The 23,215-nt window shown below is 68.6% G+C and carries 23 protein-coding genes and 1 pseudogene; 8 read left to right on the forward strand and 16 right to left on the reverse strand.

From position 1 onward, the window contains the following. Window positions 1-70: 70 nt before the first annotated feature. On the forward strand, window positions 71-835 hold the full coding sequence (locus AB0H62_RS48080; RefSeq protein ID WP_360592709.1) for a ferritin-like domain-containing protein: 765 nt from the start codon (window positions 71-73) through the stop codon (window positions 833-835). On the opposite strand, the gene AB0H62_RS48085 is transcribed toward AB0H62_RS48080, so the two are convergent. After that, the gene (locus AB0H62_RS48085; RefSeq protein WP_220240085.1) at window positions 832-1,011 is read right to left on the reverse strand and encodes a hypothetical protein; all 180 of its coding nucleotides are present in this window, start codon (window positions 1,009-1,011) and stop codon (window positions 832-834) included. The genes AB0H62_RS48080 and AB0H62_RS48085 overlap by 4 nt on opposite strands. Before the next feature lie 120 nt (window positions 1,012-1,131). Between AB0H62_RS48085 and AB0H62_RS48090 the strand changes: the two genes are divergently transcribed. Next, a complete protein-coding gene (locus AB0H62_RS48090; RefSeq protein WP_360592669.1) occupies window positions 1,132-1,752 on the forward strand; it encodes a helix-turn-helix domain-containing protein in 621 nt (206 codons plus the stop codon). A 60-nt stretch (window positions 1,753-1,812) separates the two neighbouring features. On the opposite strand, the gene AB0H62_RS48095 is transcribed toward AB0H62_RS48090, so the two are convergent. Continuing rightward, window positions 1,813-2,445, reverse strand: a complete 633-nt coding sequence (locus AB0H62_RS48095; RefSeq protein WP_360592670.1) for a T6SS immunity protein Tdi1 domain-containing protein — start codon at window positions 2,443-2,445, stop codon at window positions 1,813-1,815. A gap of 639 nt (window positions 2,446-3,084) precedes the next feature. Between AB0H62_RS48095 and AB0H62_RS48100 the strand changes: the two genes are divergently transcribed. After that, the gene (locus tag AB0H62_RS48100; protein ID WP_360592671.1) at window positions 3,085-3,723 is read left to right on the forward strand and encodes a DUF5110 domain-containing protein; all 639 of its coding nucleotides are present in this window, start codon (window positions 3,085-3,087) and stop codon (window positions 3,721-3,723) included. A 29-nt stretch (window positions 3,724-3,752) separates the two neighbouring features. On the opposite strand, the gene AB0H62_RS48105 is transcribed toward AB0H62_RS48100, so the two are convergent. The 4 genes from AB0H62_RS48105 to AB0H62_RS48120 form a co-directional block, all read right to left on the reverse strand. Further along, window positions 3,753-5,210 carry a PP2C family protein-serine/threonine phosphatase gene (locus AB0H62_RS48105; protein ID WP_360592672.1) on the reverse strand — a complete coding sequence of 486 codons (1,458 nt, stop codon included), beginning with the start codon at window positions 5,208-5,210 and terminating at the stop codon, window positions 3,753-3,755. Then, a complete protein-coding gene (locus AB0H62_RS48110) occupies window positions 5,207-5,929 on the reverse strand; it encodes a GAF and ANTAR domain-containing protein (RefSeq protein WP_360592673.1) in 723 nt (240 codons plus the stop codon). Before AB0H62_RS48110 ends, AB0H62_RS48105 begins: the two co-directional genes overlap by 4 nt. A 216-nt stretch (window positions 5,930-6,145) precedes the next feature. Beyond that, complete coding sequence (locus AB0H62_RS48115) at window positions 6,146-6,808, reverse strand: HAD family phosphatase (protein ID WP_360592674.1); 663 nt, start codon at window positions 6,806-6,808, stop codon at window positions 6,146-6,148. A gap of 9 nt (window positions 6,809-6,817) precedes the next feature. Then, the gene (locus tag AB0H62_RS48120) at window positions 6,818-7,195 is read right to left on the reverse strand and encodes a hypothetical protein (protein ID WP_220240092.1); all 378 of its coding nucleotides are present in this window, start codon (window positions 7,193-7,195) and stop codon (window positions 6,818-6,820) included. Between the two features lie 161 nt (window positions 7,196-7,356). Between AB0H62_RS48120 and AB0H62_RS48125 the strand changes: the two genes are divergently transcribed. The 3 genes and pseudogenes from AB0H62_RS48125 (at window position 7,357) to AB0H62_RS48135 (ending at window position 9,639) form a co-directional block, all read left to right on the forward strand. Continuing rightward, window positions 7,357-7,923, forward strand: a complete 567-nt coding sequence (locus AB0H62_RS48125; protein ID WP_255637936.1) for a hypothetical protein — start codon at window positions 7,357-7,359, stop codon at window positions 7,921-7,923. A gap of 465 nt (window positions 7,924-8,388) precedes the next feature. Beyond that, window positions 8,389-8,726: pseudogene (locus AB0H62_RS48130) on the forward strand (DDE-type integrase/transposase/recombinase); the annotation flags it as partial. Window positions 8,727-8,739: 13 nt separating this feature from the next. Continuing rightward, window positions 8,740-9,639 (forward strand): class I SAM-dependent methyltransferase, encoded by a 900-nt coding sequence (locus AB0H62_RS48135; protein WP_360592675.1) that lies wholly within the window; start codon window positions 8,740-8,742, stop codon window positions 9,637-9,639. 61 nt (window positions 9,640-9,700) lie between these two features. Here the strand turns inward: AB0H62_RS48135 and AB0H62_RS48140 are convergent, their stop codons facing one another. From AB0H62_RS48140 to AB0H62_RS48160, 5 genes are all read right to left on the reverse strand, one after another. Further along, complete coding sequence (locus tag AB0H62_RS48140) at window positions 9,701-10,243, reverse strand: nitrilase-related carbon-nitrogen hydrolase (protein ID WP_220240093.1); 543 nt, start codon at window positions 10,241-10,243, stop codon at window positions 9,701-9,703. Then, on the reverse strand, window positions 10,243-11,748 hold the full coding sequence (locus AB0H62_RS48145) for an amidase family protein (protein ID WP_220240094.1): 1,506 nt from the start codon (window positions 11,746-11,748) through the stop codon (window positions 10,243-10,245). Before AB0H62_RS48145 ends, AB0H62_RS48140 begins: the two co-directional genes overlap by 1 nt. A 20-nt stretch (window positions 11,749-11,768) precedes the next feature. Next, a complete protein-coding gene (locus AB0H62_RS48150) occupies window positions 11,769-13,100 on the reverse strand; it encodes a cytosine permease (protein WP_220240095.1) in 1,332 nt (443 codons plus the stop codon). Between the two features lie 98 nt (window positions 13,101-13,198). After that, window positions 13,199-13,993, reverse strand: a complete 795-nt coding sequence (locus tag AB0H62_RS48155) for a 5-oxoprolinase subunit PxpA (protein ID WP_220240096.1) — start codon at window positions 13,991-13,993, stop codon at window positions 13,199-13,201. An 18-nt stretch (window positions 13,994-14,011) separates the two neighbouring features. Continuing rightward, a complete protein-coding gene (locus AB0H62_RS48160; protein ID WP_220240097.1) occupies window positions 14,012-16,183 on the reverse strand; it encodes an amidase family protein in 2,172 nt (723 codons plus the stop codon). Window positions 16,184-16,605: 422 nt separating this feature from the next. Between AB0H62_RS48160 and AB0H62_RS48165 the strand changes: the two genes are divergently transcribed. Continuing rightward, the gene (locus AB0H62_RS48165) at window positions 16,606-16,806 is read left to right on the forward strand and encodes a hypothetical protein (protein WP_220240098.1); all 201 of its coding nucleotides are present in this window, start codon (window positions 16,606-16,608) and stop codon (window positions 16,804-16,806) included. Between the two features lie 99 nt (window positions 16,807-16,905). Further along, window positions 16,906-17,475 (forward strand): A24 family peptidase, encoded by a 570-nt coding sequence (locus AB0H62_RS48170; protein WP_360592676.1) that lies wholly within the window; start codon window positions 16,906-16,908, stop codon window positions 17,473-17,475. A 501-nt stretch (window positions 17,476-17,976) separates the two neighbouring features. On the opposite strand, the gene AB0H62_RS48175 is transcribed toward AB0H62_RS48170, so the two are convergent. The 5 genes from AB0H62_RS48175 to AB0H62_RS48195 all read right to left on the reverse strand — a co-directional run bounded on the left by AB0H62_RS48175 (window position 17,977) and on the right by AB0H62_RS48195 (window position 23,212). Next, the gene (locus AB0H62_RS48175) at window positions 17,977-19,224 is read right to left on the reverse strand and encodes a hypothetical protein (RefSeq protein WP_255637938.1); all 1,248 of its coding nucleotides are present in this window, start codon (window positions 19,222-19,224) and stop codon (window positions 17,977-17,979) included. 755 nt (window positions 19,225-19,979) lie between these two features. Continuing rightward, window positions 19,980-20,570: an STAS domain-containing protein gene (locus AB0H62_RS48180; protein ID WP_220247660.1), complete on the reverse strand. Its 591-nt coding sequence runs from the start codon at window positions 20,568-20,570 to the stop codon at window positions 19,980-19,982. 241 nt (window positions 20,571-20,811) lie between these two features. Further along, complete coding sequence (locus AB0H62_RS48185) at window positions 20,812-21,261, reverse strand: DUF1931 family protein (protein WP_220240100.1); 450 nt, start codon at window positions 21,259-21,261, stop codon at window positions 20,812-20,814. After that, complete coding sequence (locus AB0H62_RS48190; protein ID WP_220240101.1) at window positions 21,261-22,952, reverse strand: FAD-dependent oxidoreductase; 1,692 nt, start codon at window positions 22,950-22,952, stop codon at window positions 21,261-21,263. Before AB0H62_RS48190 ends, AB0H62_RS48185 begins: the two co-directional genes overlap by 1 nt. Continuing rightward, window positions 22,949-23,212: a UBP-type zinc finger domain-containing protein gene (locus AB0H62_RS48195; RefSeq protein WP_220240102.1), complete on the reverse strand. Its 264-nt coding sequence runs from the start codon at window positions 23,210-23,212 to the stop codon at window positions 22,949-22,951. Before AB0H62_RS48195 ends, AB0H62_RS48190 begins: the two co-directional genes overlap by 4 nt. Window positions 23,213-23,215: the final 3 nt, after the last annotated feature.

A 23,215-nucleotide genomic window follows, 5' to 3' on the forward strand; every position in this document is an offset into this window, starting at 1 on the left:
ATCACCATCACGCAACTCCAACGCCGAGGCCACGTACATGACTGTGATTCTCTCAACACCACAGACGTAAATCAATCAACGACACGCAACACTAGAGGCCGAATTCTACGTTCGTGGCGCAACTGGTCAGGGACTGCCGGATGACATGGTGGGCGGGACGGGGAAGCCCGGTCAGGTCTCCGGTGGACGTCAGGTCGAGTTCCGTAGTGCTGTGGTCAAGAACATCGCCCGCGAGATCGCCATGGACGAACGAGCCCACGTCGCGTTCCTCCGCAACGCACTCGGCGACGCGGCCGTCGCGCGCCCGCAGATCTCCCTTGACCACAGCTTTACCGCAGCCGCGACTGCGGCCGGATTGATCAAGCCCGGCGAGATCTTCGACGCCTATGCCGGCGACCGCAACTTCCTCTTCGCCGCCTTCCTCTTCGAAGACGTCGGAGTCACAGCCTTCAAAGGCGCGGCACCGTTCATCTCCAACAAGACTTACCTGGATGCAGCAGCAGGCCTGCTGGCGACCGAGGCCTACCACGCCGGGATCGTGCGGGCCACGCTCTTCGCTGAAGGGCTCGCGGATGACTCGGTGTTCGATGTCCTGCACAAGATCTCCGCGGTTCGCAACGCGGTCAGCGGCCCCGCCGATGACGATCAGGATCTCGGCACCAAGGACGAGGCCAACCTGGTTCCCACCGATGAGTACGGTCGCGCATTCGGCAGGAGCGCCGCGGAGATCCTCAACATCGTTTACCTTGACCCGCAAGGGGTCTCCTCCGGCGGCTTCTACCCGGATGGACTCAATGGAGACATCGTTCAAGGCGCGGCACCGACCGCCAGCTAGTTTCCGCCTCCGCCATTCATCGCAAGTGCAGGCCCATCGCCGTCCTCGGACGGCAGCATCGACTCGACGTCCTCCACAGCCAGCTGGAAGAACTGCACCAGTTCATCTCGGCCGACCTCGGCCGGCCAGGACTCCAGCTCACCGATCTCGCTCGCGGAGAAGAACTGCGTCGCCACCAGACACCGCCAACCCGTGCACCAACTCGACGATCGAGATCATCTCGGGCGGCACTCGACATCAGCTCTCGGGGTGTCGTCAGCGCTGGTCAGTGGCTATTCCGTTGGATATTCCGCGAGATGTCCGGGAACCCCGAGTACGACCGGGAGATGATCGTCGAGGGCACGATGGACGGTCTGGCCGCCGCCCGGGCCCGGGCTCGTGGCCGCGTCGGTGGCCGGCCCCCGGCGCTGACGCAGCGGCAGCTGGATCAGGCGCAGCGGATGTATGACGCGGGGGAGCACACCGTCGCCGAGATCGCCGAGACCTTCCGCGTCGGGCGCACCACCCTCTACCGGCAGCTGCACGCCTACCACGACGGCGGCGACTGCGCGCTGGTCGTCTACCGCAATACCCGCACCCGCAAGATCGACGCCGACACCAGCCGCCGCTACGGCGAAACCGGCGCCAGCGAGAAGGTGCAGCTGGAGGCCGACCGCAAGTGGTTCCCGATCGCCCCGGCCCGTTGGCCACGGCTCAAGGCGGTCGTCTACGTCGTCGACGGCGTCGTCGCCCGCATCCGCGGCGTCGAGGCGGACCTGTCGAAGTGGGACACCGACGACCGCGGCTACGCCGACGTGCCGGTCACCAAGCCGCTGACCGAGCTGCAGATCGCCAAACGGCTCCCGACACTGCGCATCGCGCTCGGCGACCACCGCCCCCACCTCCGCGGCAAGATCCGCGAATACGTGCCTCTGTAGCCACGTCGGGCTCCCACACGGGCTGGCCGGGCACTCCGAGCAGCCCTCGACAACGCTGGGCTAACGGTTCGTGACCTCGTTGATCGCGGTCCCCGGCGGCAGACTCAGCGCGCCACGTCGCAGCTGGCCACAGATCGACCAGTAGACCTCCAGGTCGCTGACCTCAAGGTTCTCGATCATGTCCTGGCCGCCGAGGAACATCGGGACTCGGTAGCCCACGCACTGGTCGCGGCGCAGCGGCACAGAGTCGCTGGTGACGGCTGACCACGAGTCGAAGAATCCTGTCGCTAATGCGGCGTCTGCGTACTCGACAAGTTCTTCGTCGTGGAATGCCGCGAACGGCAGCGGGATCTCCAGAGCCTCGCCCGTTCCCGGCTCGAGTAGGAGGACCTGCGGCTGCCCATCCACAGTGCGGCCGGAGTCGACGGCGAACTGCCGCCCGAGCCAGTCGTAGCCGAACGGGCAGACGCGAGTCGCATACTCGGAGAACGCCTCCGCGATCAGCGTCAACGCCTGCGCGCCAGACGTGTGGTCGTGGACCCGGTACAGGCCGCCTCCGAAGGTCGCTCCGGCGAACTCCGAAGCGAAGTCGAGGTAGCCCTCGACGCCGACGAGCCGTTCGTGCTGCCACGTCGAGCCAGCCGGAACCGCGTCCCGGAGCGGGGCGTACTCCGCGCGGAAACGTTGGAACATCCGAAGTCCTCTCACCAGATCATCACTGATATCACGAATGTGCCTGACTTGAGGCCTCGGAGCTGCCACATGATCTGCGACCCGAGACTCCGGTTTACCGAACTCAAAGCCCTCTCACCAACATGACCCGCGAGGCACTGCGGACCTGGGAGACCATGCAGGAGACGGCCGGGGCGTCAGCGGACACGCGCAAGGCCCGCCTCAGCGCGGTCGCCGCGTGGTCGCCGCGTGGTGCCGGGGCGCGCCTCGGAGTGGGGATCGCTGGTGGACGCCGTCCGTAGCCGAGCCGCATGGACCAGACCATGCAAAACCCCCGATAACGCGACATTGGCGCGGACACGGCAGGCATTACAGATCGGACCTGCGGAAACGCTGATCAGCCGCCTGTGTCTCGCGGACGATCGTTTTAGAGACTCATATGCACAGGCGCGGTGAGGCGACTGCTTCCGAAGCGAGATGTTCAACTGCTTCGATCGGTCGGGTCGCGAGTAGGTGTCGGAGGCAGCCCTCAGTGACTGGTGAAGCCTTGCGTGCCGCGGGGCCGGCGCAGTCTGACTGCCCTCGGCCCGGTTCGCGCCAGGTGACGCGGCGAGCCGATCCAGGTAGGAGGCGAGGGTTCCCGGACGCACCGGTGGCACGGTGATCGGCAGCCGCCGCAGCGTGGCCGGTGCCCAATTCGCGCGGCTCCGGTACGGGCCGGACGTGCTGGTGGCTCCCGCGGCGAGCCCGGGTACCACCGCCACCACAAGTATGTGGTTCCCGCCCGGCAGCGACTGGACGGACTACTTCACGGGCAAGACCTACCACGGCGGGACCACGGCGCAGATCACCACGGGCTGGGACACGATGCCGGTGTTCCTGCGCTCGGGCGGCATCATGGTCACCCGCAGCGGCGACGTCCCCGGCGACGCGGGCCACCCGCTGACCGCCGCGACGGTCACCGTGGCCGGCGGCCACCGGGGCGCGTTCACCCTCTACGAGGACGACGGGCAGTCGGCCTCGGCGAAGGGCGCCACCACCGGCATGACCTACACCGAGGACGCCCACTCGGCGACACTCGCGATCGACGCCCCACACGGGTCGTACCGCGGGCGGCCGACGCAGCGCACCTGGACCGTGCGGTTCACCGACGCCAAGGCACCGTCGGCGGTGCTCATCAACGGTCACCGCAGCCCGGAGAACACGTGGACCTGGGACCCGGCGACGAAGACCGTGATCGTGCGGACGCCGGCGCAGCCGGTCACGCGGCCGCTCACCGTGCGGTTGCTGAACTCGTAACCGCGTCCGCCCTTCGCCCGGAAGGAGCGTCACCTTTTCGGATCGATGTCGTGAGGGTTGGTCCACCGCGCGAGCAGGACGGTGGCGTCGTCCTGCAAAGAGCCGTCGTGGTGGGCGAGCACGGCCTGGATCAGCCGCCGCACGGTCTCCGGTGGCGGGTACCCGGTTGACGCCTCGCGGCGCAGGAAGTCGGCCAGTCGCGCCTCTCCGAAGAACTCGCCTTCGCTGTTGCGGGCCTCGGTGATGCCGTCGGTGTAGAGGACCAGCCAGTCGTCGGGCTGCAGTCGTTCCTCACCGACCACCAGCTCGCCGGAGCCCAGCCCCAGCGCGGCCCGCCTCCCGTCGGTCAGCTGTTTCACGACTTTGCCGCCGCGCATCAGCAGGGGCTCAGGGTGGCCGGCGTTGATGTATCGCATCCGCCCGGTCGCGAGGTCGATCTCGGCGAGCACGGCCGTGGCGAAGGAGGCGTTGCCGAACGCCGCGCCGATCGTCTCGTCGATCTGCCGGGCCTGTTCGAAGAGCCCGTAGCCGGCGCGGCGGGCGCTGCGGTGGGTGGCCAGTGCGATGGCGGCGATGTGGCCGCTGCGCAGGTCGTGCCCGACGGCGTCGACGATGAACAGCACGGCGGTGGTGTCCGAGAGCGAGTAGTCGAAGGCGTCCCCGGCGACGGCGTGCCGTGGTTCGAGCACGCCGGTGACGACGAAACCGTCGACACCGGCGGTCAGGGGCGGGAGCAGGGACCAGATCAGCTCGCCGGGGATCGTGCGGTCCCTGCGGCGACGCACGGCGTCGAGGCCGTCGCCGTACTGCGTCATCAGCACGACGAGGTGCCCGACGAGCAGGGCGGTCCACCGGCATTGAGCACGCAGGCCAGGGTCCTCGAGCGTGTCGTCGTCGGCCACGTCGGCTCGCAGGACGCCGATCCGCTCGGCGCCGTCGACGAGCGGCACCCACAGGCACGGCCGGCCGGCCGAATCCGCGGGCAGCATCTCGAGGCTGCGGAAGGCTCGCCCGGCCAGCGTGCTGTCGATCGGCAACGGTGGCCCGGGATCCGCGGCGGCGGATACCGGGTGCAGGAACTGCTGGGCGTAGTCGGCGAGGTAGGCGCTGAGTCCGATCCCGATCAGCCTGCCCGCGGCCTCGATGAGGCGGGGGAGCCGTTCGGGCGGCGCCAGCTCCGCGCCTTCGAGCAGGTGCACGAGGGCGGCCAGCGAGTCGTCGTGCGGCCTGCGGGGGCGGAGCGCGCGGCTGTAGGGGGCGCGGCGGGTCCAGGCGATCTCGTCGAGGCACTCGTTGACCGCGTGGGCCAGCAGGTCGCATTGGTGTCGTGGCAGTCCGACGAGACCGTCGAGGTACGCCTCGACCTCCACCAGGTCGCGGCTGCCGCCGAGAGCGAAGTACCGCGTCCAGAGCTGTTCCGGCGTCAGGTCGGCGTGCCGGCGGGCGAGGACGATCTCGCGACGCTGCGCGCCGTCGGCCACGCTCATCGGCGTGGCCGAACGGTTGCGCGCAGCATTGCCTCGGCGTTTTCCCGCAACGGTTTGCGGGCTCGCGAGGCCTCGTCCGCCAGCACGAGAAACGCCATCTCCTCGGAGACGTGGTCGCGGCCCATCACGACTCCCTTGGCCATGCTGACGATGTCCCGGGCACGCAGCGCCGATCGCAGCTCGGTGCTGAGTCGTGCGGCGGCTTCGGCAGACCTCACATTCGCCACCAGCACCGCGGCCTGTGACGCGAACATCGTGAGCAGCGTCCGGTCCCGCTCGTCGAACGCGTGCGGCCGGTCGGCGTACGCCTTCACGGCGCCGAGGCTGCGGCAGCCCGTGACCATCGGAGCGCTCAGCACGGATCGCAGGCCGAGTCGCGCGGCCGACGCCGCCCACTCCGGCCAGCGGTCGTCGTCGTGCAGGTCGCCGACGTCGATCACCGAACTCTCCTGCCACGCCGTCAGACACGGCCCGGCCCGGAGCTCGTACTGCAGCCGGTCCGCTCGTTCGACCTCTTCGCCGGTGGCCGCCCAGGTCACCGGCGCGCCCTGGCCGCCGGCGGCTGTCACCGCCGACCCGAGCGCCGAGGGGAACACCTCCCTCGCGGTCGCGGTGATCAGCTTCAGCAGCGACTGCACCGTTTCGGCGGTGAGCAGCAGGCCGGACAGTCGGGCGAACACGGCGGCGAGCTCGTCGGCCAAGGGCAGCTCGGGTTCCATCGAGTCCTTCTTCCCCGCAATGCGGCGTTGCAGGGGCGGCTACCCGGCTGGGGTCGGGTCCAATCGGCGCGCTGCGGCGACAATCCGAGCCAGGTCATCGCCAGAGGTGGCTCGCCGATCGGCGTGCTGTGTCGCCTGGCTACCTTCGCGGCCTCCCGGGGCGGACGCCTTTGGCCGTGCGGCGAATCCGGCCGACGGTCCGGGCGACGGCCGGGGTCAGGCGAGTGGGTGTCGTCGAGTGCGTCCAGGAGGTCGCCAGGGGTGTCGTAGATGGCGACGGTGCCGGCTTCCCTCAGCTCGTCGTCCCCGAAGCCGCCGGGGCGCACGACGATCGCCGGCATCCCCGCGTTTTCGCCGCCTCGACGTCCCACACCGAGTCGCCCACAATGACGCTGGGCGCGTCGGGCGGCGCGCCCAGCTTTTCAGCGCCACCTGCAGCAGGTCCGGCGCCGGTTTGGAGGCCTCGACGTCGGCGCTGGCGGTCCAGTCTTCGGCGATGTCGCGGGCGTGCAGCTTGTCCAGGTAGACGTCCACGTGGCGCTGCTGACCGGAGCTGGCCAGCACCAGCCGGTGCCCGCGTTTCCTGATCGCCACGAGCAGGCCGTGGGCACCGGGCAGCGGCGCCATCTCCTCGAGCAGGGCGTCGGCCTCCTTGCCCTGCTGCTCTCGGAGCTGGTCGCCCACGCGGTGCTCGAGGTCCTCGCCTCCGAGAGCCGTGGGCTGCTTGTCCCCGCCCATGCCTATCAGCCGGTGCAGCCGCCACACCGGGTAGGTCTCGCCCACCGACCGCAGTGCCCGGTACCAGGCGAGCGCGTGCTGGTAGTTGGAGTCGACGAGCGTCCCGTCGATGTCGAGGACGGCGATGGTGGAGTCGGTCACGGTCGGCGGCTACCCGTCATCCCGGTTTTTCAACCCCGCAGTCTCGGCTTCTCGTTCCTTCGGTTGCGGCCACCGTTCGCCAGATCCGACTGTGAGGGTCGGCCAGCTGTTCGTCCGGCGTCGGCGGTCGGAGATCGCCTCGTCGCGCACGCGGCCGCTTTCCGCGCCGATGTCACCGACCTGGCCGGCGAGCTCGACGTGGTCGGCCACGAGGTGGCGCCGGGTCGCGGCGAGCGGTTCGAGCAGTGCCGCCGCGTCGTTTGCGGCCAGGGCTCGCGCGACACCCGCAGCGACTCGCCGGCCCGGGGCGGACATGCCTTCGGCCCCGGTGATGTGTGCGGCGAGCTGACGCAGAACCGCGGCGTTGCGCCGCGCCCATTCCGACACCGTGCGGTCGCCGGCTCGGCGGTCGCGCTGGGCGTCGACGCAGCCCTCGCCTGTGGCCTCGCCGGTGGAGGAGGGCCGCAGCCGCAGGTAGCGTCGCTCGGCTGCCTGCCGGCTCGTGACGCCGAGCGACGGCGCCGGGGCCGCCGTCCACGAACGCGATCGTGCTGTTGAAGAAGGACCACAAGACGGTGGAAGGCTTGTTCAGGCAGTTCGAGAAGGCGGGCGAGAAAGCGTACAAGGTGAAGCGCCGGTTGTCGTTCACCGCCACGACGGTGAACGACCCGGTGCGGGACCTGTCCACGTCATCGACGGACGCCGGCGGGTTCGTGACCAAGGAACAGTTCGACGCGCTCGGGCGGCTCACCTCGGTCTTGAAGCCGGGAATCTCGGCGCCGTCGTTGAAGTACACCTACTCCATCTCGAACAGCGCCCCGTCCGTTGTGGACACCTACACGCTGAACTTCAACGGCACCTACCGGCTTTCGGAGACTCTCTACGACGCGATGCTGCGATCGAGGGAGGTCCAGAACCAGACGCCGGACAACGGCCGGGACATCACCGACACGATCTACAACACCGACGGCTGGGTCTCCGAGACCACCAACCCCTACTTCAACTCCGACGCAGTCTCGCCGACCTACGTCCAGGCCCCGGCGGGCGACCCACCGTCGCCTTCCGGACCGCCGGCCGCAGGGCAGCCGGCCGGTGAAACCCTTGGGGCCGGGTAGCGGCAGGCTGGCATGTTTTGCCTGAAGGGTACGAGCTGGTCTCATATGCGCAGCGCGTTCTCCCGCAAGCGCCTGTGCTGGTCTCAGACATGATTCGCGCCATCAGATCGTCGCTTTTAAACAAAGGACCGGACGTTGTCCTATGCGAACAGTCTGGTCCTCATGGCTGGTCCAGCCCACTGCAACTGCGTACGGTTCAATGCTGATATCGCCACTCAGTGACCAGCGACCGGTTCCGAGCGCGTGGCCTGGGAACCTGCTTTGTGGCCTGGCGCTCGGTAGAGCGCCAGGCCACAAGCTTATTTTGAGGGTTCTAACTCTCTTCCCGAAGGCGTTGGGTCGTGGGCGCCCAACGAGATCGGACGCGTCGCGTGCCTTGCTCCGAGTCGTCGTTGAAATCACGGTCCTGCTCCAGGTTTGCTCCAGATCAACTAGTGTCGTGCAAGGTCGGCGCCCGGGCCAACCGGTTACGGCTGTCTGCACAACGCCGTTGACGACCACTCCCGCCTGGCCCCCACCGAGATCCTGCCCGACGAGACCCAGGAAACGCCGCCGCGTTCTGGGGCCGAGCGCAGGAGTTTCTCGCCGGTGCCTGGATCACCGTCCTGCGGGTATTGACCGACAACGGATCCTGCTACCGCTCACGCCTCTGGTGCGACACGCTGCCCTACCGGTCCGAGGCCGAAAGCCGCGCCGCACTGACACACTGGTTACACACCTACAACCACCACCGCGGCCACACCGCACTTGCGGGCCTACCAACCGGTGGCTGCGTTCCTAACCTCTCAGGGCAGTACGACTAGTAAGGAGACAGGGGTGCCTCTCGACTCGACCGGCAAGATCTCCTTCGACCACATCTACGCCGAGCCCGATCCGCGTGCCTACTTCGGCACGCTGGGCCGGGTCGGCTACCTCATTCCACAACTGGCCAAGCCCTACTTCAGCAAGCTGATCGAGGAATACCGCGCCGAACGCGGCGTCGCGGAACCGACCGTGCTCGACGTCGGCTGCTCGTATGGTGTCAACGCGGTCTTGCAACGGTGCGACGTGACGATGGACCAGCTCTACGACTACTACACGGGCCCGGATGTGCTCGCCCTCGACCACGAAGCATTGCTCGCGGCCGACCGTGGCTGGGTCCGCTCGCATGCGGGTACCGAACACATCCGTTTCATCGGTCTCGACAACTCGGGTCCGGCGCTGGCCTATGCGCAGTCGGCCGGGTTCATCGACGCCGCGATCCATGCGGATCTTGAGCAGGACGATCCGACGCCGGAGCAACAGGACCTGTTGGCCGGGGTCGACCTCGTCATCTCGACCGGCTGCGTCGGGTACGTCACGGACAAGACCATCGCCCGGGTCGCGCACGGGTCGCGGCCGTGGATGGCGCATTTTGTGCTGCGGATGTTCTCCTACGACCCGGTCGCGGCAAGTCTGGCCGAGCTGGGCTACCAGAGCGTCGGCGTCGACGGTGTGTTCCGGCAGCGGAGGTTCGCCTCGGCGGAGGAGCAGACCCAGATCCTGGACACGCTCTCGAGCGCGGGTATGGACCCGGAGGGCCTGGAGACCGACGGCTGGCTGTACGCCCAGCTGTACATCTCCCGGCCGGCCGGCGCGGCCACAGAGCTCGCCACCGTGATGAACACCGTGTCGCCTGGTTCAGCCACCAGTCTCGCAAAGTTGGCGGATCCGCCACCGATCGGCGAATGCCACTGAGAATCCGGCATCGCGGCGACCTTCGGGTCGGACATTCAAGATGATCCCACTCGCCCGTCGATCATCGGTAGGCGGCCTCGCGGGCGGCCATTTCGGGCAGCATCCCGTCGTGGCAGATGATCAGGGCCAGCCGCGAACCTGCCGGTCCGTCGCACACGGGGACGCCGAGATCGCCGGGCTGCCAGGGTTCGGCGGGCACCCAGGGGTGCATCTTGCGGTAGTAGAGCTTGATCTCCCCGGAGGCGTCGACAATGATCCCGCTGTTCCATGGGGCACCGCCGGGGTTTCGCTCCATCAGCGAGAAACAGCCCCACACGCCGGCTTCGGCGCAGGCCTTGGCCTGCTGTGTGATCTCAGGGCCGTCGAGATCACACAGCAGGCGATCGTCCAGCCAGGTGCCGGGGTCGAGCCCGTTGAGGCTGTACTCGGGGAAAACGAGCAGATCCAGCGACGGCATGGCCTTCTTGGCTTTCCGCAGTTGCGCGGCCAAGCGTTCCGCCGTCGCGGTCAGGTCGGCGGGTTCGCTGATGACCGGCACCCGCGCCTGGACCAGGCCGAGAACCAGGGCACCCGGGGAAGGGTTGAGTCCGTCCAGGCCGGTCATCACGCCTCCCCGGTTTCCGACGTGGCCACGACGCAAGCCGGCCACGAGCTCGCCCACGGTGCCGCGGCTTCGAACGCGGCGGAGGCGGCGAGCACGCTCGTGTCGGCCAGGTGACGGCCGACGATCTGCAGCCCGACCGGGAGGCCGTGCTCGGTGAATCCGGCCGGGATGGAAGCCGCCGGCTGCCCGGTCATGTTGAACGGGTTGAGGAATCCCAGCCAGGACCCGGGGCTGGTCAGCCGGCCGTCGATCAGGTCGGGCCCTTGGAACCCGATGGGGAACGCCGGCACCGCGAGGGTGGGAGTCAGCAGGAGGTCGTAGTCGCTCATGAACCGCCACATCTGGTTGACCAGCCGCTTGCGGGCCGTCTGGGCGCGGGCGAAGTCTTCCGCGGTCCAGGGCCGCACCACGAGCTCGACCAGGTGCGGGGACATCCGCGCACCGTGTTCGGCGACCATGGCGCGCATTCCGTCGAGGTCGGTGTCGTTGAGCACCATCGCCCAGAAGTGCGCCTGCGGGTCGGTGAAGCCGGGATCGACTTCTTCCACCGCGCACCCGAGCCGGTCGGCGAAAACCCGGGCAGCGGCGTCGACCACGCGCCGGACTTCGGGGTCGACGGGGAGGTAGCCGAAGTCGGGCGCGTAGGCGACGCGCAGACCCGTGAGGTCCGGGTTCACCGTGGTCGCGAGCCAGTCGACGTCCGCGGTCGGGATCGAGTGCCGGTCGCGGGGATCCGGACCGGCGATGACCGACATCAGCAAAGCGGCGTCGTCGACGGTGCGGGTCATCGGTCCGATGTGTTCCAGCGTCTCCCAGCTGGACATGCCGGGGTAGCGCTCGTCGCGGCATCCCGGGTAGAGCGGTACGCGGCCCATGGAGGCTTTCAGCCCGTAGATGCCGCACAACGACGCCGGGATCCGGACCGAACCGCCGCCGTCGGAGCCGAGCGCGAGCGGAGCCATGCCGGTGGCGACGGCGACACCGGATCCGGCCGACGAGCCACCGGGCGTGCGGGTGGGATCCCACGGGTTGCGTGCGGTGGGGGACACGGGGTTCTGCGCGACGGCGCTGAAGCCGAGTTCGGGGACGGTCGTCTTGCCGAGGATCACGGCGTCGGCCGCGCGCAGGCGTTCGACCACGATGTCGTCCTCGTCCGGGACGAAGGTGGCGTAGGCGGGTGAGCCCGATCGCGTGGTGATGCCTCGCGTGGCGATCAGGTCCTTGACCGCCACCGGCACTCCGGCCAGCACGCCGACCTCGTCGCCGCGAGCGAGTGCGGCGTCGATCTCGGCGGCCCGGGTGCGTGCCTCGGCCGCGGTGAGTTCGACGAACGCGTGCAGGTCGTCGTCGAGGGCCTGCACCCGATCGAGGGCGGCTGCGGTCACTTCGGCCGCGGACACTTCGCGGTCTCGGATCAGCCGGGCGAGGGCCGTGGCCGGGAGCCCGGTGAGTTCGGTTCCGTTCCGGCCGGTGGCGTGCGCGGGTGAAGGGGGAACGAGAGTCATGTGGGCTTCTTTCGGGACGTTCAGACGCCGGGTTCGGTGGCCGGTGCGCGTTCGGTGCTCGGGGCCGCCGACGGGGCCAGGGCTTCGATGACCGCGTAGGCGATCGCGGTGACGACGATGCCGGCGCCGGCCTCGCACCAGGCGGGGACGTATTCGTGAACCGCGAAGGCACCGGCGGAGCCCAGCGCCCAGGCGATGAACGGTTCAGCGCGCACCGACCGGATCACCCGGTTCCGGTGGCGGCGGGCGATGAGCTGGTCGCAGATGAGGACCGCGCCGATGGGCGGGACGAAGATCCCCAGCAGGTTGAGCCAGGTCGAGAAGTAGCTCCACACGCCCGCCAGCGCGGCGACCAGTCCGATGACACCGAGGATGACGGTGAGCAGGCGCATCTTGGAGCCGGTCAGCTGACTCCAGCCGACAGCGCCGTTGTAGAGGCAGTGCGTGCACACGGAGCCGAGGTTCACGAAGACGAAGATCACCGCGAGGGTCGAAAGCAGTGGGCCGTGCGAGGTGAGAATGGGCAGGAAGTCGCCGCCGTCGGTGGCCGGGTTGGCGGCGGCGCCTGCCGCGACGATCAGGCCGCCCACGAGCAACGCGATGAAGTTCGCGACCGGGAACGCCGTGAACGCGGCTGCGACGGCTTCCTTGCCGGTACGGGACCAGCGGGTGAAGTCGGCCGTCATGGTGCCGGAGTCGGCGAAGCCGGCGATGACGATCGTGATGGCCGCGCCGACGCTGAGCACGGTGGCGTTGCTGCTGCTACCCGAGTACGAGGCGAACTCGCCCAGATGTCCGTCCTTCGCGGCGAACACGAGCGCGACGATGGCGAGGATGACGAAGAGCGGCGCGGCGATGATCCCGATGACGGTCAGCGCGCGGATGCCGATGAACGTGATGGCGATGTAGAGCACCCCGGCCAGGAGGATCATCGCCGTTTCGTTCCACCCCAGCGAGGTGTTGAGTGTTGCGCCGGTGAGTCCGGTTTGGAACGCGAACCAGCCGATCACCACTGTGGCGAGGAATCCCGCGGCGATCTTGGCGCCGGTCCGGCCGAAGGTCTCGGCGGCGGTGAGGGCGAAGTTCTTGCCCGAGTTGCCCGCGATGTAGGACAGGCAGCCGACGTAAGCGAGCAGCACGAGGTTGCCGACGACGATCGCCAGCATGCCCTTCCAGAAACCCAGTCCGTAGACGATGGTGCCGCCGAAGACGGCGTTGGTCAGAACCATCGGGAACCCGAACCAGACCGCGGACACCGAGGCGAGGCTGCGCCGGTGAGTGCGGGGGACGGGTTCGTGCTCGAACTCCGATTCGAGGTGGTGTTCGGACGCGCTGGGGGCGTTGGTTGTCATGGCAAAGCCTCACTCCTGGTGGGGACCGGTGGACGCACGCGGCGATGAGGGGCGCGAAACGTCGTTGTGCCGCGGAGCCGAGTGGCGGTTCTGGTGGATCAGGACGCCGGCAGTGCCGGAGCCCTCAGCCCGGTGTCGTGTTCTGCCGGGGTCTGCTCGGGCGCGCGCGGCGAGAAGCCGGCCGTCGCCAGGTGTTGCCGAAGGACGCGCAGGTAGCGCGGCGCGTCGACGGTGTCGCTGTGCACACAGACGGTGCCGATCCCGCCGAGCGCGCTGAACTCGGGACCGGTCAGCGCGGCCAGGGTCCGGGCGGCCGCCTGCTCCGGGGTGCCGGGGTCCTCAGTGGATCGGCGGTACATCTGCACTTCGGTGCCCGCGTAGGGGCGGTCGGCGAAGTACTCGCCCACGAGTCGCAGGCCCGCGGCACCCGTGGCCTTGGCCAGCGCCGAGCCCGGCAGCGCGTACACGGCCAGGGAGCTGTCGAAGTCGAGCACCGCCTGGCACGTCGACGCGGCAAGGTCGGGGTCGCGGTTGGCCATCACGTACAGCGACCCGTGCAGCTTCAGGTGCCGCAACCGCGCGCCGGCCGCGCGCACGAACGCGTCGAGCGCTCCGAGCTGGGCCAGGCACAGGTCGTAGAGCTCTCCGGCGCTGGTCGGGATCTCGCGCCGCCCGAACCCCCACCGGTCGGGCAGCCCGACATGTGCCCCCATCGCGACGTCGTGGTCCAGCGCGGCCCGGACGCTGCGGCGCATGGTGGCCGGGTCGCCGGCGTGGGCACCACAAGCGATGTTGGCTGAGGTGATCAGCGGCATCATCTCGGCGTCGGCACCGTAGCTGTACACCCCGTAGCTCTCGCCGAGGTCGCAATTGAGGTCCAGGAATCGTGTCATCGTCGTGTCCACCGGTGCTCAGGCCGGTGCCGAGGTCAGCAGGGGCGACGGCCGGCGCGGGCTGGTCGCGAGTTCCCAAGCGCGGGCGAACCGGAGCAGGGCCCGCTCGGCCAGTGGTTTGCCCAGCACTTCCAGCCCGACCGGGAGACCGGCGGGGGTGAACCCGCAGGGAATGCTCATGGCAGGCAGCGACGATTGGGAGGCGAGTACCGTGTTGGTCGGGAAATCCAGTGCGGTCCAGCGCTTCGCAGCGAGTGCCTCGCGGGTGGGTGGGGGCACTTGGACGGTGGGGTAGACCAGGAAATCGGTCCCCGAGCGAGCCATCAAGTCGACCAGCCGTCGGCGAAGCTCTTCCTGACGCAGCCGCCGGGCGTAGTACGCCGGGTCATCGGCCGGGTCGGCCGGGCCGGCCGCGATGTCGGGCAACAGGTCGGTGAGCTCGTGGAAGACGCCGCTGGCGTGGACCTGTTCGACCGAATGCACCGGCGCGTGCGGCCGGGCGGCGAGGAACGCGTCGATGTCGTGTTTCGAGACGGTGGTGTACAGCGACGTGGCCGCCACCCAGCCGGCCAGATCCAGCTCGCCGTCCCCGAGCTCGACGTCGTGGACCACGCGAACGCCCAGGCCCGCGAGGTGTTTGACCGCGGTCGCGACGACCTCGTTGGTCTCCCCGGATTCCGGCTGTGTGCCGAAGGCATCGGCGAGGACGCCGATGCTGAAGCCGGCGAGTGTCCCAGGTGTCACGTCGTCGAGAGCTTCTTGGTAGCGGCCGACTTCCGGGCTGCTCGCGGCGAGGGAGGTGTAGGCGTCGGCAGGGTCGTAACCGACGACGACGTCGAGTGTGGCGGCGAGATCGGGCACGGTGCGCGCCAACGGCCCCGGAGTGTCCTGGAAGTGGACCAGCGGCGAGAACCCGGTGCGCGGAATCAGGCCGGTAGTCACGCGCAGGCCGAACAGGTTCGTGAACGACGAGGGCAGCCGGATGGACCCGCCTGTGTCCTCGCCGATCCCGACCAGCGCGAGGTTCGCTGCGACGGCGGCGGCGGTGCCGGCGCTCGACCCGCCGGGTTCGCGGTCGAAGTCGTAGGGGTTCTTCGTGAAGCCGCTGCGAGAGGAGAAGGAGAACCAGCCTGCCGCGAAGTCGCACATCGTCGACTTGCCCAGGATCACCGCCCCGGCCGCCCTCAGGCGCGCGACCACCGTCGCGTCCTGTTCGGGCACGTAGTCGGCGAACAATCCGGACCCGAAGGAAGTCGCGATCCCGGCGGTTTCGGCTTGGTCCTTGAGCACGACCGGCACTCCGTGCAGTGGGCCGGTGAGCTCGCCCGTGGCGGCGTAGCGCTCGTCGAGTGCGGCGGCTTCGGCCACGGCGTGGGGGTTCAGCGTCACGTACGAGCCCAGTCGCGGGCCGTCCTGCGACTGGTCGATCGCCTCGATGCGGCCGAGGTACCACCGGGTCAGGTCCGCGCTGGTCGTGGCCCCCGCGGCGAGCGCGGCGTGGAACGATTCGATGGTGAGTTCGTCGTAGGTCATGGCCTGGTCCCCTTCGAGAGCTGTGCCGGCGGCGCTGGCGAGGGCTGTCACGACGGTGGTGGCGGTGTGTTCGAGGTGCTCGGCGGTCATCGCGAGCAGGGCCGGGAGGTCCTTGGTGGCGAACAGGTGCAGGATCTGCTGGTGCTGGCGGTGGGCCTCGGCGAAGTCCTCGACCGCGGTCGCGTAGATCGCCATCGACGGAGTGACCCGGTCCCAGATGTTCCGGATCAGGTCGAGCAGATGCGGGCTGTCCGAACAGCTGTAGAGCCGGTCGTGGAACCGGCGGTTCAAGCCACGCCAGACCACCGGGTCCAAGTTGGCGTCAGCCATCTCGTCGAGGATGGCACGCAGGTCCCGTAGGTCCTCCTCCGTGGCCTGCTCCGCGGCCCATTGGGTCGCGAGACCTTCCAGCCGCTGGCGGATCTCGAAGATCTGCCGGACCTCATCGGTGCTCAGGTTCGCCACCGTCACGCTGCGGCGCCCGAAGACCACCAGTCCCTCCACACCCAGCCGCTTGAGTGACTCGCGCGCGGGCATAGTGGACACTCCGAGCTCGTCGGCCAGAGTGCGCAGTGAGAGCCGGGTGCCAGGGGGATAGGTGCCGTCGAGGATGGCCTCGCGGATGCGCCCGTACACCTCGTCCGCGACGCTCGTCATCGCGATCTGGTCGCCGAGCCGGCCACCTGCTCGGTCGACTGCGCGCCGTCCACCGGTCGTCAATCCGGACCCCTCTCCGCCGTGCTCGAAAGCTTCGAGCCCGCTGTGATCTGAGATCACAATCGCTCCAGAGCGGCGATCGTGGGTTACAGGGAGGCCCGCCGTTTGTGAACTCTGCGGCGGACTTTCGTAACACCGCGCTGCGGAGGAAGACAGAAGGCGTTGACGGACCTGTTGGCAGGGGAGGACGACGGTACCCCCGTATCCGGGGCCGAATTGTTGGTCTACAACGGCGACGCGGAAGTCGTACGGACGGCTCTGGCCCGGCACGCTCGCCGCGAGGAGGCGTCCCTTTTCTGGATCCGCCCATCGGCTTCGCCGAAACTGGTCGGGCGAGTGGCCTGCCCACCTTCGACCCACTGGTGGGCCGACGCAGGGCGCTCGGCGTCGTCTCCGCCGAGCAGCGCGGGCAAGAACTCGAGTTCACGCTCTCGACCGGGGAACGCGCAGTCATCAGGTCGGCGGCCGGAGCTCAGCTGCAGGCGCTACAGGACTTCGACACGTGGACCACAACCCTTCCGGCCGACGTGATCGAAGACCTCGAGCACCTCGACCACGACTGAGCATCAAACCCGCAGGCACCGACGCGTGTCATCACCGTGGGCAACTTTTGGACAGCGACACTGGGAGCGCTCACGGGCGCCGCGCTCACGCCGATCGGAGTGCTGGTCGCGCGGAGCACGGCGCACACCGCGCTGCAACGCCGGCATGAAGTCGTGCTCACGGCAGTGACAGTGTGCGGCGGCGGTGCCTGCTCTTTGTGGCCTCCCGTGCTCTTCGTGCCGGCGGTCCTGTTGATCGTCCTACGTATTCCGGCCGCCACGGTCGATGCCGTGGAGCACCGGATCCCGAACCGGTTGAGCATGCCGCTGGCCGTCAGCATGCTCGTAGCGCTGACATGCTCCGATGATCCGTCAAGACTCCAGCGCGTGCTCGCCGGAGCAGCCGTGTGGAGCGGTCTGCTGCTCGCGACCTTCCTGGCGACCGGACAACCCGGCCCTGGCGACGTCAAGCTCGCTCCCGGCCCCGGCCCCGGCATGCTGGCGATCTGGCGGAGATGGTCGACGTTGGCCACGACGATCGTGGCCGCATACCTACTGGCAGCGCTGGTCGGACTCGCCGGGCTTGCTCGCCGCAAGCTCTCGCGGCGGGCCGGACGACTTCCGCTCGCGCCACCGATGGTAGCGGCGACAATCGGCATCGTCACCGTGTTCTCTTGCATCAGATCCTGAGTCCTCGGCCATGTCTGGGGCGACACAACCCCGACGGCGAAGGAGAGTGCACAGTGGATGGTCACCTCTGGCACGACGACGAGCTCGACTACGCGGCGTCGAACGCGGCACAACGATTCGACCTGGACCAGGACGTCCGGGAGTCGGTGCAGGTTTGTGGTGATCCACACCGAAACCCGAGGTCCTCACCCATATCAAGATCATCACAACCGTGTCGCCACATCACCAACGTGCCCGAACAGCACATCTAGTGAGGGCGCCAGAGCAGATGATGACGTGCTACGCGCGCTGGCCACCGAGATTAAGGTGCCGACCGCAGTTCTCGCCGTCGCACCGGGCACGGCCGAGGTCCTCGTCATGATGACCGCGCTCGCCGACACGAGCACCAGCGCCCGCCCGGTGATCGATACCCGCGTGCCACAGGTTGCGACGCTGTTGCGCCAGGCCCAGCAGCACACTGTGGACTACGTGACGCTGCGGCCGTTCCGACCTCGTCGCGGCTCACGACCACCTCATCGCCCATCTCCGCGTGGGTGGCGCGCCGGAATCGGAGCGGTCGTCGCGGCACGGCTGGGCGGGCTGCGAACTCCGCCGTCGCTCACTCGTCGTTCGGCGAGGTCTGCGTGCGGCATTTCGTGTCCACGGACGTCCGCTCCTCCCGCCGGCGCCGGTTTCGTCCTTGGCGTTCCCGCTCACGGGGCTGTAGGTCGCGCTGCGGACGGTCTCCTTGTCCTCCGGACTGGACCCGAGCGCACCGGCGACGATCCCGACCGAACTGCACAGCCACACCAGGTTCAAGTACGAACCCACACCGTCCGGGTGCCCCAAGGTCTGCGCGAGATAGCCGCTGTCGAGCAGGACGGCCGCCGCGAGCAGCGCGAGCACGAACAGGATCGCGTACATGCACGCCACCCCGACCGCCAGCGTGGTCGCCGTGGAAACGTTGTACATCACGGCCTTCCGTCGCTCGGCAGCCTCGGAAGGCCGGTCCCACATGTGGTTGTACACCACCAACCACACCGTCATGACCAGGACGGTGACCACCGTGATCGCTGTGAGCCGCAGCGGGGACAGCGCGTCCGCGAGCTTCCAGAACGAACTGGTGATGATGCCGTAGGCGGCGGTCCCGGCCGCCGCGGTGGCGCCCGCCAGATGCGGGACGAGCCGCCACGGACGGTTGTCCCGCACCATCCCGGCCAGCAGCCGCACTTGACCACGCAACCCGACCAGAGCGAGATGGGTCTCGGCGGACCGGTGTCCGCCCGACACCCGCTGCGTCGGGGCCAGCGCCTCACGCGCCCGTGCCACCGCCCCCCGTCTGGCGCGGTCCCCGTCGATCCCGAGCCGCCGCGACACCAGCTGCCGCACCACGCGGATCAGCAACGCCCGTGCCCGGTGACGCACCATCACCGCACCGAGCGCGGGAAACGAGATCATCGCGACAGCGTGCTCGACATCGACACCGGCGACGACAGGTTTCGTCCCCGCGCGCCGGAGCAAATCGGTGACCAGGACCACCAGGTCCCAGCCCCGGTCCTGCCGCTGCCGCTGCGACAACGTGCGCATCGGAATGCCACCGTCTGCGTCCAACGGCAACTGCTCCACCCGATGCTCCACTCGCCACCGCGTCCGCCCGCTCACCCTCGCGGCGAAAACCCCGGGCAGATCGTCGGCGATCGTCGTGATCACCTGCTCCGGCGGCCCCTCGTCAGCCAGCACCCCGACGACCACCTGGTGTGGTGCGTTCATCCGGTTCACCTCGCTCATCGGCACCCGCCGGGTTCCCTGGGGATCCCGGCCCAACCGCCGAGTTCCGGCGACGTCGACCGGAGCGTGGTTCGGAGTCACCCAGGGTTGCGAACCGGTCGCCGTACTCGTCTACGTGGCCCGGAACGTCTCGACGGTGAACACCAGCTGACGCACGTGTCGAGAGGCGCGGACCTTGACCCCCGGTGACAGGGGTGGACACGGTCGGCTGGTTGCGGCCGCGCACTGCGTACGCGCCGACAGTGACCGTCGGCGCTTGCGCGGCCAGTCGACGCCGGGTAGCCGCTGATGCTGCGGAGGGACGTCGGCGACACCTTGAGCGAGCCGACCGACTCGGCGGGGCGCGACCTGAGAAGCTGCGTCGTGCAGCACGGTCGAGCCCAGCTCGGTCAACCGTGTACGCGCCGAGCGGACCAGGTCCAGGGTGGCGGATAGCAGTCCGTGCCGAGCACATTCTCGCGGACGTTCAGGACATTCGGGTCGACGCGATCACCCTGCAGGGGAACACCGAGCTCCATTCGAGGGCGGCGCCTACCTGGTGCACGCTCGTGACGCGCACGTCGGCGTGCCCACGCCACGACGGTTGCCAGCACCAGGAGCTACCGAGCAGCACGAAAGTGGGAATGAGGTTGGGGCTCCGGGTCAGGTAGGTGACGATCGCGGACAGCAATCCTAGGACCAGGCAGGCTCCGAATATCCGAAGTCCGTACGTCGTTTCGGCCGTTCAGTAACGGCCTTCATCTGCGCCTTCCCCATCGCTCGCCTGAGCCGTGGGCGGCTGTATCGATGAAAGTCCGATACCGGGCTGCGGATCCGGGCTCCGCGACGTCCTCGAGGCCTTGGGGGCAACGCAATGACGACCACAGCACGGCACGCGGTTTCGGGTCGTCGATGACGGCGCGGTACTGGGAGAAGACTTCGGCCAGCAGGGCGTCGTCCATCGCGTACAGCACGGGCGGCGCGAGGCCGGTCAGCTCGAACAGGCCGTTGAGGGCGGTGAGCCTGTCCTCTACTTTGTGCACGAGTTCGAACAGGCCGTCGTCCACCGGCTTGACCTGGGACAGATCGACCACCAGGTGCCGCGTGCCGGCGTGGAGCAACCCGGCGAAGTGAGCGGCCAGGAGGCGCAGCGCCCGCGCGTCGATCGATCCACTGACGGTGACGACGGTGTAGTGCTCGCCCCGCAATGTTGAGGTGACCGTGAGATCTTCCGTTTTGCCGGTGGTCTCGGCCGGTGCACCGCGTGCCTGCCTTGTGAGGCGTTGCAGCTCTGCGAACGCGGCTACGTACGCCGGCTGATCGAGGGTGAGTGAGAGTCCAATGACCATACAGCGATCGTGCTGATCACCGGCCTCGACGGCTTCACCCTGGTGGCACCAAAAAGAGGAGTCGCTGCTGGCACATCGGGACAGTGTCTGGCGTGCCTTCCTACGATCGTGATCAGGCGGAGGTAAGTTCATGTCCGCGAAGGACGGCCGGACTCGCTGCCTGCGGTATCGTCGCCACGCCGCCCGGGCCGCCGTTTTCCCGGCGGATGAATGCCTTCCGGTGAACCTCGTGCGCGCCTGCCTAGAGGAGCAGTTCGAACATTCGGAAGACCTGTTCCCATTCCGCGGAGCCGGGGTTCTTGAGGCGTGGGTCGGTGATCTTGAACGCCTGGGCGAGAGCCACGCTGAGGCCGCCGGCGATGGCCGGGAGCCGTGCCTCGGTGTCTTCGGAGATCGCGATCCCGAGCGGGGGACGCGTCAGGAGCTGATCGAGCAGCGGCACCACTTCCAGGTCTTCTTCCATCTTGAGGAACTCGTGCATGCACTCCTGCAGCCCCTTGGTGATCGGCAGGTCTCTTTGCTCGATGACGTCCCGTCCGTTGGCCTTGGCCGTGGCCTTGGCGACTACGAAGAGGTCGTAGATCTTGCGGTCCAAGAATTCGTCGTACCGTTTCAGATCGCTCTTGTCGACATTCAGGCTCGCGGCCACCCGGAAGAACCGTTCGAACCTTGCCGCGCCCATGACCGGCATCAGGCCTCCATCGAGAGATGTTCGTGTACGAACCGGACGGCCATGGCGCCTTCCCCGATCGCCGAGGCCACTCGTTTGACTGAGCCGTGGCGTACGTCCCCCACAGCGAACACACCTGGCCTGCTCGTCTCGAGCACCAGTGGCGGGCGCTGTACTCCGCGCCACACGTCGGCATCCCGGTGCCCCTCGGCGTCCGCCCCCGTGAGCACGAAGCCGTCCTCGTCGAGGGCGACCATCCCGGAAAGCCAGGCGGTGTGCGGGGAAGCCCCGATGAAGACGAACAGCGCACGCGCGTCGAGGAAGCGGCGCTCGCGGGTGCGGTTGTCCTCGACGACCAGGGATTCGATGCTGTCGCCGCCGACGAGCTCACGGACTTCGGTGTGGTCGAGCACGATGATCCGCGGATGCCGTTCGACCTGGTCGACGAGATAGCGGGACATGTTCACAGCGAGATCGCCCCCGCGCACCACCAGGTAGACCACCGGCGAGCCTTCCGCAAGGAATACCGCCGCCTGACCGGCCGAGTTGCCGCCGCCGACCACTGCCACGGGGGCGGCCCGGCACCGACGCGCTTCGTGCAGAGTCGCGGCGTAGAAGACGCTGGTCGCTTCGAACTTCTCGATGCCAGGTACGAAGAGCCTGCGGTACCGGGCACCCGTAGCGATCACGAGGGTGCGGGAGACGATCTCGATGCCGTCGTCGAATCCGACGGCGTAGTGGCCTCCGCGTGGATCGAGGGTGCGCGCCTCGGCTGAGACCGCGACGCGAACACCGAACTTGGCCGCCTGGATCACCGATCGCTCGGCCAGCTCCGCACCGGAGATCCCCGGAGGGAAGCCCAAGTAGTTCTCGATGCGGGAGGTCGTCCCGGCCTGGCCGCCCGGGGCCACGGCGTCGAACGCCGAAAGCCTCAACCCGTCGGAAGCGCCGTAGACCACCGCGGCCAGACCGCCGGGCCCGGCGCCGACCACGAGCAGGTCCTGTACACCGCATTCCGGTTCCGGTGGCCGCAGCCCGACTCTCCTGGCCACCTCGGCGGTGCTCGGGTTCCGCAGCACTTCGGTGCCGTTCAGCACGACCACCGGGGTGTCCTCGACGTCGACGCCGAAGCGCTGCAGGAGCGCCTCGGCCTGCTGATCCTTCTCGACGTCGACCAGTCGGTACGGGAGCCGGTTGCGCGCCACGAACTCCAGCAGCCGCCTGGTATCGGGGGAATAGCAGGAGCCGACGATCCGCATCCCGTGGCCGGACCCGATCAGGAGTGCCCGTCGCACGAGGTAGGCACGCAGGATCAGGTCGCCAAGCACAGGATCGCCGAGCACCAGGCGCCGCAACGCGCTCACCGGGATGGCGAGCACCTCGCCGGACTCGGCGGCAACGGCGCCGACGAACGCGGGCTGCTCTTCGAGCAGGCCGAGTTCGCCCAGGAACCGGTGGTGTCCGTGCACGCGCACAACCTTTGCGTCGCCTCCGGTTCCCTCCACGACGGCAACCTTGCCGCTCAAGATCACAAAGAACTCGGAAGTCTGTTCCCCTTGCGCGTACAGCACCTCGCCCGCCTGGACCGGACGACGTTCACCACCTGCGCCGAGTGTGCGGATCTGCTCGTCCGTGAGCCGGGGGAATGCTCCGTACGGATCCGGGGTCTCGGTAAGCGGCGCGCCGACCTCGATCCGGGTCGCGGCTGTCATACGAATGCCTGATCGACGTAGCACCAGCGCCAGGTCTCGCCGGGCTCGAACGAGCGCACGATCGGATGTCCGATGGCGTGGGCGTGACTACTGGCGTGCTTCATCGGCGACGAGTCGCAGCAGCCGACGTGCCCGCACGTCAGGCACAGCCGCAAATGCAGCCACGACGTGCCGGCGACCAGGCACTCCTCGCAACCCTGCGGGGTTCGCGGCACGACGTCTCGTACGAACTCGAGATGCCGGTCGACGACACTGGTCATCAC

Origin of the sequence: Amycolatopsis sp. NPDC050768 (genome assembly GCF_040654155.1) — a bacterium.
Taxonomy (GTDB): domain Bacteria; phylum Actinomycetota; class Actinomycetes; order Mycobacteriales; family Pseudonocardiaceae; genus Amycolatopsis.

Coding starts and splice junctions, on each gene's coding strand:
- AB0H62_RS48090 (WP_360592669.1), top strand. CDS start 1,132: ATGTCCGGGAACCCCGAGTACGACCGGGAGATGATCGTCGAGGGCACG.
- AB0H62_RS48095 (WP_360592670.1), bottom strand. CDS start 2,445: ATGTTCCAACGTTTCCGCGCGGAGTACGCCCCGCTCCGGGACGCGGTT.
- AB0H62_RS48105 (WP_360592672.1), bottom strand. CDS start 5,210: ATGAGCGTGGCCGACGGCGCGCAGCGTCGCGAGATCGTCCTCGCCCGC.
- AB0H62_RS48110 (WP_360592673.1), bottom strand. CDS start 5,929: ATGGAACCCGAGCTGCCCTTGGCCGACGAGCTCGCCGCCGTGTTCGCC.
- AB0H62_RS48140 (WP_220240093.1), bottom strand. CDS start 10,243: ATGACCGGCCTGGACGGACTCAACCCTTCCCCGGGTGCCCTGGTTCTC.
- AB0H62_RS48145 (WP_220240094.1), bottom strand. CDS start 11,748: ATGACTCTCGTTCCCCCTTCACCCGCGCACGCCACCGGCCGGAACGGA.
- AB0H62_RS48150 (WP_220240095.1), bottom strand. CDS start 13,100: ATGACAACCAACGCCCCCAGCGCGTCCGAACACCACCTCGAATCGGAG.
- AB0H62_RS48155 (WP_220240096.1), bottom strand. CDS start 13,993: ATGACACGATTCCTGGACCTCAATTGCGACCTCGGCGAGAGCTACGGG.
- AB0H62_RS48160 (WP_220240097.1), bottom strand. CDS start 16,183: ATGACGAGCGTCGCGGACGAGGTGTACGGGCGCATCCGCGAGGCCATC.
- AB0H62_RS48175 (WP_255637938.1), bottom strand. CDS start 19,224: ATGAACGCACCACACCAGGTGGTCGTCGGGGTGCTGGCTGACGAGGGG.
- AB0H62_RS48180 (WP_220247660.1), bottom strand. CDS start 20,570: ATGGTCATTGGACTCTCACTCACCCTCGATCAGCCGGCGTACGTAGCC.
- AB0H62_RS48185 (WP_220240100.1), bottom strand. CDS start 21,261: ATGCCGGTCATGGGCGCGGCAAGGTTCGAACGGTTCTTCCGGGTGGCC.
- AB0H62_RS48190 (WP_220240101.1), bottom strand. CDS start 22,952: ATGACAGCCGCGACCCGGATCGAGGTCGGCGCGCCGCTTACCGAGACC.
- AB0H62_RS48195 (WP_220240102.1), bottom strand. CDS start 23,212: ATGACCAGTGTCGTCGACCGGCATCTCGAGTTCGTACGAGACGTCGTG.